Source organism: Amycolatopsis sp. VS8301801F10 (assembly GCF_046195355.1).
In the GTDB taxonomy this organism is placed as follows: domain Bacteria; phylum Actinomycetota; class Actinomycetes; order Mycobacteriales; family Pseudonocardiaceae; genus Amycolatopsis.
In genome coordinates this window covers 2,177,114-2,189,939 of sequence record NZ_CP176065.1, presented here as the reverse complement: position 1 = coordinate 2,189,939, position 12,826 = coordinate 2,177,114, and the positions used below count along the sequence as shown (strand labels likewise).

16 protein-coding genes and 2 riboswitches are annotated in these 12,826 nt (G+C 69.2%); of the genes, 8 read left to right on the top strand and 8 right to left on the bottom strand.

What is annotated here, in order from left to right:
• Nucleotides 1-97: 97 nt before the first annotated feature.
• Both F9C11_RS10610 and F9C11_RS10605 read right to left on the bottom strand, forming a co-directional pair.
• Complete coding sequence (locus F9C11_RS10610) at nt 98-754, bottom strand: LytR C-terminal domain-containing protein (protein ID WP_409184692.1); 657 nt, start codon at nt 752-754, stop codon at nt 98-100.
• Nucleotides 751-1,059 carry a DUF3263 domain-containing protein gene (locus F9C11_RS10605; protein ID WP_067579729.1) on the bottom strand — a complete coding sequence of 103 codons (309 nt, stop codon included), beginning with the start codon at nt 1,057-1,059 and terminating at the stop codon, nt 751-753. The genes F9C11_RS10610 and F9C11_RS10605 overlap by 4 nt, the downstream gene beginning before the upstream one ends.
• Nucleotides 1,060-1,199: 140 nt before the next feature.
• Here F9C11_RS10605 and F9C11_RS10600 point away from each other — a divergent pair, with 140 nt between their 5' ends.
• The 5 genes from F9C11_RS10600 (at nt 1,200) to thiD (F9C11_RS10580) (ending at nt 5,624) form a co-directional block, all read left to right on the top strand.
• Complete coding sequence (locus F9C11_RS10600) at nt 1,200-1,766, top strand: peptide deformylase (protein ID WP_409184691.1); 567 nt, start codon at nt 1,200-1,202, stop codon at nt 1,764-1,766.
• A gap of 127 nt (nt 1,767-1,893) precedes the next feature.
• Nucleotides 1,894-2,026: riboswitch (TPP riboswitch) on the top strand.
• Nucleotides 2,020-3,663: a phosphomethylpyrimidine synthase ThiC gene (gene thiC, locus F9C11_RS10595; protein ID WP_409184690.1), complete on the top strand. Its 1,644-nt coding sequence runs from the start codon at nt 2,020-2,022 to the stop codon at nt 3,661-3,663. Its footprint overlaps the riboswitch before it by 7 nt.
• Nucleotides 3,660-4,493, top strand: a complete 834-nt coding sequence (thiD, locus tag F9C11_RS10590) for a bifunctional hydroxymethylpyrimidine kinase/phosphomethylpyrimidine kinase (protein WP_409184689.1) — start codon at nt 3,660-3,662, stop codon at nt 4,491-4,493. Before thiC ends, thiD (F9C11_RS10590) begins: the two co-directional genes overlap by 4 nt.
• Nucleotides 4,490-4,693: a hypothetical protein gene (locus tag F9C11_RS10585; protein WP_409184688.1), complete on the top strand. Its 204-nt coding sequence runs from the start codon at nt 4,490-4,492 to the stop codon at nt 4,691-4,693. The genes thiD (F9C11_RS10590) and F9C11_RS10585 overlap by 4 nt, the downstream gene beginning before the upstream one ends.
• A 97-nt stretch (nt 4,694-4,790) precedes the next feature.
• Nucleotides 4,791-5,624, top strand: a complete 834-nt coding sequence (gene thiD / locus F9C11_RS10580; protein ID WP_409184687.1) for a bifunctional hydroxymethylpyrimidine kinase/phosphomethylpyrimidine kinase — start codon at nt 4,791-4,793, stop codon at nt 5,622-5,624.
• Here the strand turns inward: thiD (F9C11_RS10580) and F9C11_RS10575 are convergent.
• Nucleotides 5,621-6,052 (bottom strand): MarR family winged helix-turn-helix transcriptional regulator, encoded by a 432-nt coding sequence (locus tag F9C11_RS10575; protein ID WP_037718524.1) that lies wholly within the window; start codon nt 6,050-6,052, stop codon nt 5,621-5,623. The two genes, thiD (F9C11_RS10580) and F9C11_RS10575, sit on opposite strands and share 4 nt — an antisense overlap.
• 143 nt (nt 6,053-6,195) lie before the next feature.
• Entirely contained in the window at nt 6,196-6,819 is a 624-nt protein-coding gene (locus F9C11_RS10570) for a TetR/AcrR family transcriptional regulator (RefSeq protein WP_409184686.1), read from the bottom strand.
• Between the two features lie 57 nt (nt 6,820-6,876).
• On the opposite strand from F9C11_RS10570, the gene F9C11_RS10565 reads away from it, so the two are divergent.
• On the top strand, nt 6,877-7,818 hold the full coding sequence (locus F9C11_RS10565) for an NAD(P)-dependent alcohol dehydrogenase (RefSeq protein WP_409184685.1): 942 nt from the start codon (nt 6,877-6,879) through the stop codon (nt 7,816-7,818).
• A 1-nt stretch (nt 7,819) separates the two neighbouring features.
• Here F9C11_RS10565 and F9C11_RS10560 read toward each other — a convergent pair whose 3' ends face one another.
• From F9C11_RS10560 to thiO, 3 genes are all read right to left on the bottom strand, one after another.
• Nucleotides 7,820-8,572: a thiazole synthase gene (locus F9C11_RS10560; RefSeq protein WP_009084036.1), complete on the bottom strand. Its 753-nt coding sequence runs from the start codon at nt 8,570-8,572 to the stop codon at nt 7,820-7,822.
• 2 nt (nt 8,573-8,574) lie between these two features.
• Nucleotides 8,575-8,775, bottom strand: coding sequence for a sulfur carrier protein ThiS (gene thiS / locus F9C11_RS10555; RefSeq protein ID WP_037361904.1), 201 nt, complete (start codon nt 8,773-8,775; stop codon nt 8,575-8,577).
• Complete coding sequence (gene thiO / locus F9C11_RS10550; RefSeq protein ID WP_409184684.1) at nt 8,775-9,860, bottom strand: glycine oxidase ThiO; 1,086 nt, start codon at nt 9,858-9,860, stop codon at nt 8,775-8,777. The genes thiS and thiO overlap by 1 nt, the downstream gene beginning before the upstream one ends.
• Nucleotides 9,857-9,963, bottom strand: a riboswitch (TPP riboswitch). Its footprint overlaps the gene before it by 4 nt.
• 30 nt (nt 9,964-9,993) lie before the next feature.
• Between thiO and thiE the strand changes: the two genes are divergently transcribed.
• On the top strand, nt 9,994-10,659 hold the full coding sequence (gene thiE / locus F9C11_RS10545) for a thiamine phosphate synthase (RefSeq protein WP_409184683.1): 666 nt from the start codon (nt 9,994-9,996) through the stop codon (nt 10,657-10,659).
• A 231-nt stretch (nt 10,660-10,890) separates the two neighbouring features.
• Here thiE and F9C11_RS10540 read toward each other — a convergent pair whose 3' ends face one another.
• Nucleotides 10,891-11,682 (bottom strand): hypothetical protein, encoded by a 792-nt coding sequence (locus tag F9C11_RS10540; RefSeq protein ID WP_409184682.1) that lies wholly within the window; start codon nt 11,680-11,682, stop codon nt 10,891-10,893.
• 155 nt (nt 11,683-11,837) lie between these two features.
• Between F9C11_RS10540 and F9C11_RS10535 the strand changes: the two genes are divergently transcribed.
• Complete coding sequence (locus tag F9C11_RS10535; protein ID WP_409184681.1) at nt 11,838-12,782, top strand: threonine/serine dehydratase; 945 nt, start codon at nt 11,838-11,840, stop codon at nt 12,780-12,782.
• Nucleotides 12,783-12,826 lie beyond the last annotated feature (44 nt).

Below are 12,826 nucleotides of genomic sequence, written 5' to 3'. Positions count from 1 at the left end.
CAGCCGAGCGCCACCCACCCGACAACCCAGCACCCGCACCCGAGGCACCGCAGACATGACAAAGCCCGCGCCGGAGCGCGGGCCGTCACAAACCGAATCAGCTGCCCTTGTGTCCGGGCTGGTAGTCCTTCGTGATGATCACTATCACCCCGGGGCTCGAGTTCTGGATGCCCTCGAACCGGGGCTGGGCCTGGAAGCCGAACTCCTTGGCCAGCTGTTTCGCGGCGGCTTCCTCGTCGGTGCCCGGGCGGAAGTAGGCCGTGGTCGTCGGGATGACGCCCTGCGAGTAGTTGCCGACCTCGGCGACGTTCCAGCCCGAACCTCGGAAGTCGGCGGCGGCCTGTTCGGCCAGGTGCTTGATCAGCGAGTTGTTGTAGACCCGCAGGGTGACCCACTTGTTCGAGGCCTGCTGGTCCGGGCCCGCCTGGCCCGGCTGTCCTGGCTGCTGGCCCGGCTGGCCGCCGGGCTGTCCGGCCTGGCTCGACGCCGGGGCCGACGAAGCGGCGGACGACGAGGCCGGCGCCGACGAAGCGGGCGACGACGGCGCGGAACTGGTAGGCACCGAGGACGAAGACGGCGCGGACGACGATCCGCCGGGCGAGGTGGGCTCGCCGGACGTGCTCGGTCCGGCGTTCTGGTCCCCGCCGGTGTTGAGCACGGTGACCCCGCCGATGACGGCCGCGACCACCGCGACCCCGATCAGCGCGACCCCCGCGGCCTTCAACGGCCGGGACAGTCCCGAGAAGACGCTCATGACAGCTCGATCCCCAACCGCCGGGCCCCGCGTTTGCGCTGACGGGCGGCGCGCGTTTTGCGCAGCCGCTTGACCAGCATCGGATCGGCCGCGACGGCCTCCGGCTTGGCCAGCAGCGTGTTCAACAACTGGTAGTAACGGGTGGAAGACAGTCCGAAGCGCTCCCGGATGGCGTTCTCCTTCGCCCCGGCGTGGCGCCACCACTGCCGCTCGAACGCGAGAATGTCCAGTTCGCGTTCGGTCAGGCCACCGACATTTTCCGGCGGCGACGGCTGGTCCCCAGCCATCGACTCCGCGGCGTCCATGCGGTCCTCGCAATCGGTGTCGGCAGTCCTTTCCGCGGGCGTCATTGAACCACGGAACCCATGCTCGACATGGGCATCCGACACGGCGCGTCACGGTCCGATCCAGGTGTACCAGAAGGGTCCGACTAAACTCGGCGTCCGTGACCGTCCACCCCATCTGCATCGCCGGCGAACCCGTGCTGCACCAGCCCACGCGCGAGATCACCGAGTTCGACGACAAGCTCGCCACCCTCGTCGAGGACATGTTCGAGACCATGTACGCGGCCGAGGGCGTGGGCCTCGCGGCCAACCAGATCGGGCTCGACCTGCGAGTGTTCGTATACGACTGCCCGGATGACGAGGGCGTCGAGCACAAGGGCGTGGTGGTCAACCCGAGGCTGGAGACCTCCGAGATCCCGGAGACCATGCCGGACCCGGACGACGACTGGGAGGGCTGCCTGTCCGCCCCCGGCGAGTCGTACCCGACCGGACGCGCCAAATGGGCGAAGGTGACCGGCTTCGACGTCGAGGGCAACCCGATCGAGGTCGAGGGCACCGGCTACTTCGCGCGCTGCCTCCAGCATGAGACCGATCACCTCGACGGGTTCATTTACCTGGACCGGCTCGTCGGCCGCCACGCGCGCGCGGCGAAGAAGATGCTCAAGAAGAACAAGTGGGGCGTGCCCGGCCTGACCTGGCTGCCGCCGAAGGAACCCGCGGACGCCTGACCCGCGCCGAATTCGCCGAAGGCCTCCTCGGAATCACCGGGGAGGCCTTCGGCGTCCTTCGGCCAGACGGGCGGGAGGGTTGTGCCGACCCGAGGCTCCATGGCATCGTCGGACGAGCAACCTCAACCGAATGCAACGCGGGAGCTCGCGCCTTGGCGGGCTGAGAGGGTGACTGGTGTCCATCTCGCGGACACCCGGCGTCACCGACCGCATGAACCTGACCGGGTAATGCCGGCGTAGGGAGTGAACGTCGTTGACGACGCTGGAAAACCAGGGTGCCATCGCCCCGTCCGTCACCACCGGGCCGATCACCGGCTCGCGGAAGGTCTATCACCGCACCGAATCCGGGCTGCGGGTTCCGGCGCGGCGGATCGACCTGTCGAACGGGGAGCATTTCGACGTGTACGACACGTCCGGCCCCTACACCGATCCGGACGCGAACATCGATGTCCACAATGGACTACACCCGCTGCGGTCCGGCTGGGCCGACGGGCGGGAGCACAACACCCAGCTCGGCTGGGCGAAAGCCGGGGTGATCACCCGGGAAATGGAGTTCATCGCCGCGCGCGAACGCTGTACTCCGGAGTTCGTGCGGGACGAGGTCGCCCGCGGGCGCGCGGTGATTCCGGTCAACCGCAAGCATCCGGAGACCGAGCCGATGATCATCGGCAAGAACTTCCTGGTGAAGATCAACGCCAACATGGGAAATTCGGCCGTCTGGTCCTCTGTGGAGGAAGAGGTCGACAAGATGGTGTGGGCCACCCGCTGGGGAGCCGACACGATCATGGACCTCTCCACCGGCAAGCGGATCCACGAAACGCGCGAGTGGATCGTGCGCAATTCGCCGGTCCCGGTCGGCACCGTGCCGATCTACCAGGCGCTGGAAAAGGTCAACGGGGAGCCGGAAAAGCTCACCTGGGAAATCTACCGCGACACCGTGATCGAGCAGTGCGAGCAGGGCGTCGACTACATGACGGTGCACGCCGGCGTGCTGCTGCGCTACATCCCGCTCACCGCGCGCCGGGTCACCGGCATCGTCAGCCGCGGCGGGTCGATCATGGCCGCCTGGTGCCTCGCGCACCACAAGGAATCCTTCCTGTACACGCATTTCTCCGAGCTGTGCGAGATCCTGCGCGAGTACGACGTCACGTTCTCCCTCGGCGACGGCCTGCGTCCCGGCTCGATCGCGGACGCCAACGACCGCGCCCAGTTCGCCGAGCTGGAAACCCTCGGCGAGCTGACGCACATCGCGCGCGAGCACGACGTGCAGGTGATGATCGAAGGCCCCGGCCACGTGCCGATGCACAAGATCAAGGAAAACGTGGAGCTGGAGGAAAAGCTCACCGGCGAGGCCCCGTTCTACACGCTCGGCCCGCTCGCCACCGACATCGCTCCGGCCTACGACCACATCACCTCGGCGATCGGGGCGGCGCAGATCGGCTGGTACGGCACGGCGATGCTGTGCTACGTCACGCCGAAGGAACACCTCGGCCTGCCCAACCGCGACGACGTGAAGACCGGCGTGATCACCTACAAGATCGCCGCGCACGCCGCCGACCTGGCCAAGGGCCACCAGTACGCGCAGGACTGGGACGACGAATTGTCCAAGGCCCGCTTCGAATTCCGGTGGAACGACCAGTTCAACCTGTCGCTCGACCCGGACACCGCGCGCTCCTTCCACGACGAAACGCTGCCCGCGGAACCGGCGAAGACCGCGCATTTCTGCTCGATGTGCGGGCCGAAGTTCTGCTCGATGCGGATCACCCAGGACGTGCGCAAGTACGCCGAGGAACACGGTCTGTCCTCTGTGGAGGCGATCGAGGCGGGCATGGCCGAGAAGTCCGCGGAGTTTTCCGAGCAGGGCAACAAGGTCTACCTGCCCGTGGTCAACCAGTGACAAGCACGCCTCGCACCGCCCTCACCATCGCCGGATCCGATTCCGGCGGTGGTGCGGGCGTGCAAGCGGACCTGCGCACGTTTTTCGCCAACGGCGTGCACGGGCTGGTCGCGCTCACCGCGGTCACCGTGCAGAATTCGCTTGGCGTACAAGGGTTTTCCGAGATTCCGGTCGACGTCGTCACCGCGCAGATCAAAGCGGTCGCCGAGGACATGGGCGTCAACGCGGCGAAGACCGGCATGCTCGCCACCGCGGAAATCATTCAGGCGGTAGCGAAAACACTGGACGAAGTCCACATTGGACGTGCCACGGACACGCCGTTCGTGGTCGACCCGGTGGCCGCGTCGATGACCGGACACGCGCTGTTGCGCGAAGAAGCACTGGGAGCGATCCGGACGGAACTGTTCCCACGCGCCACCCTCATCACGCCGAACCTCGACGAGGTCCGGCTGCTGACCGGTGTCCGCGTTACCGACGCGAAGAGCCAGCACGCAGCCGCGGAAGCGTTGCTGGAGTTCGGTTCCCAGTGGGTTCTGGTCAAGGGCGGGCACCTCTACGACGCCGCCGACTGCGTCGACCTGCTCACCGACGGTTCAGCGGTGATCGAGCTGAGCGGGCCGCGCATCGAGACCGAAAACACCCACGGCGGCGGCGACACCATGGCGTCGGCGATCACCTCGTCGCTCGCGAAGGGCGCGGACGTGCCCACCGCGGTCGCGGAGGCGAAACGGTTCATCGAACGCTGCGTCCAGGAGGCGTATCCGCTCGGTGCCGGAGTCGGCCCGGTTTCCCCCTTCTGGCGGCTCGCCGATGCGACACTGGCTGGATGAGCGAGTCACCGGAAGCGTTGTGGGCGCGACTGCCGCTTGAGGTGCAGCATGAGGTCGACGGCCTGGTCGCCGAGCACCGCACCGCTTCGGCGGTCAAAACGATCCGCAAGTCGGGCGTCACGCCGCGGCCGGGGATCGCCGAAGCGCAAGCGGTGTACCAATACCGGATGTCGGTGCTGAAGCCGCCGCCGCGGTTTTAGCCGCGCGAGGGACCAGCGCGAACACCGGGTGTGCCATCGTGGTGGACTGTGCAGGAACGACAGCCGCCAGGACCAGACCAGAAGCCGGAACGCGCCCATGACTGAGAACCCGAGCCCGCCGTCCGCGCTCACCATCGCCGGATCGGATTCCGGCGGGGCCGCCGGACTGCAGGCGGACCTGCGGACCTTCCTCACCTGCGGGGTGCACGGCCTGGTCGCGGTCACCGCGGTCACCGTCCAGAACACGCTCGGCGTGCACGACCGCGCCGACCTGCCGCCGCACATCGTCGCCGGGCAGATCCAGGCGGTCGCGGAGGACATGGGCGTCGGCGCGGCGAAGACCGGCATGCTCGCGTCCGCGGAGATCATCCACGCCGTCGCGGCGGCCTGCGACAAGGCCGGAATCGGACGCGACGGCGCTATCCCGTTCGTGGTCGACCCGGTGGCCGCGGCGATGACCGGCCAGTCGCTGTTCGACGACAACGGCCTCGCCGCGCTGCGCGACCAACTCCTGCCGCGCGCCACCGTGCTCACCCCGAACCTGGACGAGGTGCGGCTGCTCACCGGCATGACCGTGACCGACCGCGAAGGCATGCACACCGCGGCCGTCGTGCTGCACCAGCTGGGCCCGAAGTACGTGCTCGTGAAGAGCGGCCACCTGCAGTCCGACCCGGAATGCGTCGACCTGCTTTTCGACGGTTCGACGTTCGTGGAACTGCCTGGCCCGCGCTGGCAGACGCCGCACACCCACGGGGCTGGCGACACGATGGCGTCCGCGCTGACCGCGGGGCTGGCCAAGGGGATGTCCGTGGTCGAGGCGGCGCGCTACGGCAAATGGTTCGTCTCCCAGGCCGTCGAACACTCCTACCCGATGGGCGCGAAAGTCGGCCCCGTCTCCGCGTTCTGGCGGCTCGCCCCCGAGGAGCGCTAGCCCTCGTCGGAGATCAGGGCTTCCAGCGCGGGCAGCGCGGCGATGATCGACTCCCGGGCCTCGGGCGTGAGCCGGTCGAGGCGGCGGTTCAGTTCCTGCACCCGGGTGGACCGGACGCCGGAGACGAGGCGTTCGCCTTCCTCGGTGGCGCGGGCCAGCCAGGCGCGCCGGTCGACCGGGTCGGATTCGCGGGTGACGTAACCGGCCTCCACCAGCGTGGCCACGATGCGCGACATAGTGGCCGCCGCGACGCCTTCCTTCGCGGCGAGGTCGCCGAGGCGCAGCTCGCCGAAGTGGACGAGCGTGGCCAGCGCGGAGATGGACCCGTGTCCAGGTCCGGGCGCGCCGGCCTGGCGCAGCGAGCGGGAAAGCCGCCCCACCGCGAGATACAACCGGCCCGTTACGTCCTGGACCGAGGAAAGAGTCACGATCGGCTCCTTCTGACGCTGGTGCCCGCCGCTGGGTGCGCCGGAAAGGGTGCCGTCAACCATACGGCGTGCCCGTGCTCAATCCGTGTCAAGCGCGGGAGAAATCACCATAACCCGCCGATTTGTGCAGCTTGGCCGCCCATTCAGAGCACTGAAACGTCGAGCGGAAGCTCCGCGGGCGGCGGCAGCGGCGCGGCCGCCTCGGCCCGGAACGACTGCAGCAGAAAGCCGGCGAGCCGACGCGACGCCGCCGGTGCCGCGGCTCCCGCGCCCGCCCGCAGGCCGCCGTTCGCCAGCAAGATCAGCGACAGGTCGGAAACCGCGAAGTCGGCGCGCAGCGCACCGGCTTCCTGCGCCCGGCGGATCAGCTCGGCGAACGCCCGCAACGCCCGGTCCCGCAGCTGTCCGAAGGCGGCCTGATCCGGCAGCGCGGTCACGATCGCGGCGGAGAAACCGTGGTTGCGCGCCTGCATCGCGCACACTTCCTCGATCACCCGGCAAAAGCCGCGCCACGGATCGGGGTCGGCGAGCGCCTCGTCGAGCATGCTCGCGCATTCGGCCATCGGCTCGGCGAAGGCTTCGGCGATCAGGTCGGCTTTGGTCGGGAAATGCCGGTACACGGTGGCCACGCCGAGACCGGCACGGCGCGCCAGCTCGCTCATCGACACGTCCAGGCCCTCGGTCTCGAAGGTGCGTTCGGCGACCTCGAGGATCTGCGCGCGATTGTGGGCGGCGTCGGTGCGCAACCGAGTCGATTTTTCCGGCACTCTCTCACTTTAGGCGAATCGGAAGACCCTTTCCACTTTCCGTGCTAGAAGTGGAACATGCCTTCCACTTCGATGAACGCCATCGTCTACGACCGTTACGGACCGCCGGAAGTCCTGCACGAGGTGAAGGTCCCGGCACCGGTGCCCGGCCCCGGCGAAGTCCTGGTCCGGGTGCGCGCGCTGTCGGTCAACGGCGGCGAACTCGCCATGCGGTCCGGGAAGCTGCTTCCGTTCAGCGGCAAGCGTTTTCCCAAGCGGGTCGGCCTGGACCTGGTCGGCGAGGTCGCCGCGCCCGGAACGAGCCGGTTCGCCGCCGGCGATCTCGTCTGGGGCGTCGGGCGGCGGATGGGCACCGCCGCCGAGTACTACGCGATGGCCGCGGATCGGCTGGACCACGTGCCTGCCGGGCTCGATCCCGCGCAGGCGGCGTCGCTGCTGGCGGGTACCACCGCGATCACCGCGCTGCGCGACAAGGCCAGGCTCAAACCCGGCGAACGCCTGCTGATCCGCGGCGCGACCGGCGGGGTCGGCTTCGTGGCCACCCAGCTCGGCAAAGCGATGGGCGCGCACGTGACCGGGCTGGCGAGCGCCAAAAACCTGGAGCTGGCAAGGGAACTCGGCGCGGACGTCGCGCTCGACTACCGCGATCCGGGGGACCTGGGGAAGTTCGACGTCATCCTCGACACCGTCGGCCGGGACCTAGGCGCGTTCCGGCGGCTGCTGACCCCGCGCGGGCGGATGGTCGCGATCGCGTTCGACCTCGCCCATCCGGCCCGCACGCTCGGCTACCTGGCGGCGAACTCGCTGCGCCCTGCCCGCTGGGTGCGGGCGTTCAGCGGGAACCCGAAGGCGGATCTGCTCGCTGACCTGAGCCGGTGGGTCGACGCGGGGTTGGTGCGGCCGCTGGTGGATCGGGTGTTTCCGTTCGCCGATATCGCCGAAGCACACCGCGCGCTGGAAAACGGCGGTGTGCGCGGCAAAATCGTCGTCGAGGCGTAGCTCACCGAGGCGGGCTCGACGCCTGCGCCCAGAACCGCTGCGGCACCCGCCCCGCACCCCGTGCCAGGTACCCGGCCTCCACCGCGCTTCGCATCGCCAGCGCCATCCGCTCCGGATCCGCTGCGCGGGTGACCGCGGTCGACAGCAGCACCGCCGAGCAGCCGAGTTCCATCGCCAGCGTCGCGTCCGAGGCCGTGCCGATCCCCGCGTCCAGCACGATCGGCACCGACGCGCGCGAGACGATCAGCTCGATGTTGTGCGGGTTCCGGATGCCCAGCCCAGTGCCGATCGGGGCGCCGAGCGGCATCACCGCGGCGCAGCCCGCCTCCTCCAGGCGGAGGGCGAGCACCGGGTCGTCGTTGGTGTACACGAACACCGTGAACCCGTCCGCCACCAGGCGTTCGGCTGCTTCGAGGGTCTCCAGCGGGTCGGGCAGCAGGGTGCGGTCGTCGGCGTGCACCTCGAGTTTGACCAGGTTCGTTTCCAGCGCCTCGCGGGCCAGCTGGGCGGTGAGCACGGCCTCGGCCGCGGTCCGGCAGCCCGCGGTGTTGGGCAGCAGCTCGATGTCCAAGCGCCGCAACAACTCCAGCACGCCCGAACCGCCCTCGGCGTCGGCGCGGCGCATCGCCACGGTGGTGAGCTGGGTGCCCGACGCGACGAGCGCTCGTTCCAGCACTTCGAGATTCGCCGCGCCACCGGTGCCGATGATCAGCCGCGACGACAGCTTGTGCTCGCCGATGATCAGGTCGTCCATGCTCAACCTCCTTGAACCGCGGTCAGCACTTCGAGCTGCGCGCCCTTCGGCACGACCGCTTCTTCCCATTCGCCACGCCGAACGACCTCGCCGTTGACCGCGACGGCCACGCCCCGGCGTTCCGCGCCCAGCGCGTCGAGGACCGCGGAAACGGTGCTGTCGTCGGGGAATTCCCGCCATTCGCCGTTGACCTTGATCTCCATCAGACTCGCTCCTTTTCCAGACGGGCGGGCGTCGCCGCGGCGACCTCCGGCGGCGGGGCTTCGCCGGCCAGCCACGCGACCACGGCGTCCGCAGTCGCGGGCGCCATCAGCAAACCGTTGCGGTGGTGTCCTGTCGCCGCGTACACGCCTTCGCTCACTTCGCCGAGGTACGGCAAAGCGTCCCGGCTCGCGGCCCGCAGTCCGGCGGCGACCTCCACCAGCTCGTACTCCGTGATGCCGGGCAGGATCCGCTCCGCGCCTTCCAGCAACTCGCGTACGCCGCGCGCGGTGACAGCCTGGTCGAAACCGGCTTCGTACTGCGTCGCGCCAAGGACCAGTTCGCCGTCTTTTCGCGGTACCAGATAGATCGGCCGTCCTTCGACCATCGCGCGCACCGTGTACGGCGGAGGCGGCAGACACCCGCGACGCGGACGCAGCCGCAGAATCTCGCCCTTCAGCGGGCGTACGGCGTGCTCCAGCAACGGATGCAGCTGTCCGGTCCACGCGCCGGCGGCGAGGATCACCGGACCGGACACTTCGGAGAGGCTCTGCAACCGCTCGCGCCGGAACTCGACCCCACGCTTCGTAGCCGCTTCGCTCAACGCAGTGAGCAGTTTCCGGTTGTCCACGGCTAAATCGCCCGGCACGTGCAAGCCGCTGCGCACCGCGCCGAGCCCCGGCGCGAGCCGCTTCGCCTCGCGTCCGGTGAGCGTCTCGACGTCGCGGCCGAGCGAACGCAGATAGCCAGCGAGGATGTCGAGGTGCCCGGCGTCGGCGCTGTCGAACCCGACGACGATCGTGCCGTGCTCGGCGAGCCCGGGATCGGTGCCTTCGGCGGCGAGGTCGCTCGCGAAGCCGGGCCAGCGCCGCAGCGCCGCTTCCCCCAGGCTGAGCACGGCTTCCTCGCCCGGCCACGCCTCGGTGACCGGCGCGAGCATCCCGCCGGCGAGCCAGGACGCGCCGCCGCGCACGGGTTCCGGGTCGACGACCGTGACGCGCCATCCGCGAGCGGCCGCGCGCCAAGCCGCGGACAGCCCGATGACGCCGCCGCCGACGACAGTGACGGTTGTGGTGCTGGTGTTCACAGTGGAATCACGCTCCCTGCGCCGGCATGACCCGGATCAGGTTCCACGGTCGGAGCGGCAGCTCCCTCTCAGCCCGTTGCCTCGGGCTCCCGTGCGGACCCCCACACCGTAGCGCGCGGGTAACGTCACCGCCATGCCTGCCTTGACCGGAGACCAAATTCGCACCCGGCTAGCCGCCGCCCGGCTGTACCTGTGCACCGACGCCCGCTCCTCCCGAGGAGACCTAGCTGAGTTCGCCGACGCCGCGCTGGCCGGTGGCGTCGACATCGTGCAACTGCGGGACAAGACCGGAGGCGCACCGCTGGAGGCCAAGCAGGAAATCGCGGCGCTGGAGATCCTGGCAGAAGCCTGCGCCCGCCACGGAGCGCTGCTCTCGGTGAACGACCGAGCGGATGTAGCGCTGGCAGTCGGCGCCGACGTCCTGCACCTGGGCCAAGACGACATCCCGGTGCCCCTGGCCCGCCGAGTCCTGGGCGACGAGGTAGTGATCGGCCGCTCCACCCATTCGGAGGAGCAAGCCACCGCAGCCGCAACGGAACCAGGAGTGGACTACTTCTGCACCGGCCCGTGCTGGCCCACCCCCACCAAACCAGGACGATCCGCCCCAGGCCTTGACCTGGTCCGCGCAACCGCAGCAAGCGGCACAAACCGCCCGTGGTTCGCCATCGGCGGCATCGACGAACCCCGCCTGCCCGAAGTACTGGCAGCAGGCGCCACCCGCATCGTCGTAGTCCGAGCAATCACCGAAGCAGAAGACCCGAAAGCAGCCGCACAAGCACTACGAGCCCAACTCCCGTAAACACACCGCAGCCGCCGCACCCAGCCCTAAAACCGCACCGCTGCACCCAAACAGCGAGGCACCCAGCCCCTCCCCCGCACCCCGATACGAAGCCTCCCTGCGGGCGGTGGGTGCTTGTCAAGGCATCTTTCCCGCCTTGACAAGCACCCACCGCCCGTCAGCACAATTGGGCTTCGGGGTGCCCCACGCAACCAATCACCGGCAATGTCGCCCCCCAGGGCGACGAGCCGCCTACTCATTCGCGTTAGAAGGCACCCCAGGCGCAGTAGGCGTCTGACTACCGCTAGGCGCCTGCGAAGAAGTAGTCGGCTTCGAAGACGAAGACGGCGGCTGCGTCTGCTGCGTCGCCCGAGAAGACGGCGGAGCACTAGGCGTAGTAGCAGGCGAAGACGTCGCACTCCCCGACCGAGACGGACCCCCAGAAGGAACCTGCGGCTCAGTACTGGGCGAATGATCCGGCCGATCCTCCCGCTGCTGACTGGTATCCGGCTGCCGAGGAATCAACCCGGTGGACACGCTCCCCTGGGTAGTCCAGTCCAGCCCCAGCAAGACAACCAACGCCACCACGAACGCGACTCCGGACGACCCGATGATCAACGGCCACCGCATCTTCCGAAGCTTCTCCCCGAGCCCCTCGGCAGGCTCCGGCTCCGTAGCCCGCAGCCGAACCGTCGGCATGTTCGCCAGATCAGCGGGCACGTGCACGGTCGCCGCGTCCCCTGGCGCCGACTCCCGCACCGCGTCGACCGGCACCCGCACCGGGGACAGCCCGCTGCGGCTGCGCCGAGCCGCCGTCTCGAGAGCCTTCCGAGCAGCATCACGAGTGCGTTGCAGAGAACGCAGGTACAACTCGCCTCCGACGGTGCTGACCACACTGGCCACCCCGGCGCCGATGACGGTGCCCGCGACCCCCAGCGTCGAACCCAGCAACGCGGCGGTGACCGCCGCGAGCGCCGCGGCGAGCACCGAGGTCATCCGGAGGTTCTTCTTGTCCTCCTTGGCTTCCTTCTGCTCCTCGCTCATGATTCCGATCTGATCGTTTCCCAGCCGTTGGTCTCTGTTTCTTCAACGGTTAAGTCGCGTGAGGTGCTCCCTTCGTTGCCCCGAGGTGAGGGACGCCACGTTGACTGTCCACAATGGATAGACTAAAGCTCACACTTTCCTGACATACTCGCCTCATGCACCTCGTGACGATCTCCGACATCGAAACCGCGGCCGGACGGGTGAAGGGCACCGCGGTGCGCACCCCGCTGCTGCGTCAGCTCTGGGTTCCCGGCGAATTCTGGGTGAAACCCGAGAGCCTGCAACCGATCGGCGCGTTCAAGATCCGCGGCGCGTACAACGCGATCGCCGCACTCACCGACGCCGAACGGGAACGCGGAGTGGTCGCGTATTCGAGCGGCAACCACGCGCAAGCAGTCGCGTACGCCGCCCGCGAATTCGGGATTCCGGCGGTGATCGTGGTGCCGGACGTGACGCCGCGGCTGAAGGTCGAAGCCACCCTCCGCTGGGGCGCGGAGGTCCGCGAGGTGCCGATCGCGGAACGGGAATCGGCGGCGCTCGCCCTCGCCGAGGAACGCGGCCTCACGCTGATCCCGCCGTTCGACCACCCGGACATCATCGCCGGGCAGGGCACCGTCGGGCTGGAGATCGCCGAGGACCTGCCGGACGTCGAAACCGTGCTGGTCCCGGTCAGCGGCGGCGGCTTCGCCTCCGGGGTCGGCACCGCGATCAAGGCGAAGTGCCCGAACGCGAAGGTCTACGGCGTCGAACCGGAACTGGCCGCCGACACCGCCGCCAGCCTCGCCGCGGGCGAGCTCGTGGACTGGCCCATCACCGACCGCGCCCGCACCATCGCGGACGGCCTGCGCGCGCAACCGTCCGAACTGACGTTCGCGCACCTGCGGCGCGTCCTGGACGGCGTGATCACGGTGACCGAGGACGAAATCCGCGACACCGTCCGGGTGCTGGCCCGCCAAGGCCGCCTGGTGACGGAGCCCAGCGGCGCCACCGCCCCGGCCGCCTACCTGCACCACGCCGACGAACTTCCGGGCGGCCGCACCGTCGCGATCGTCTCCGGAGGCAACATCGACCCGGCGATGCTGGCCGAACTGCTCGCTTAGCCCCGCGTTGGGACGGTGCCAGCGGCACTCCCCGGCCGCCGGCA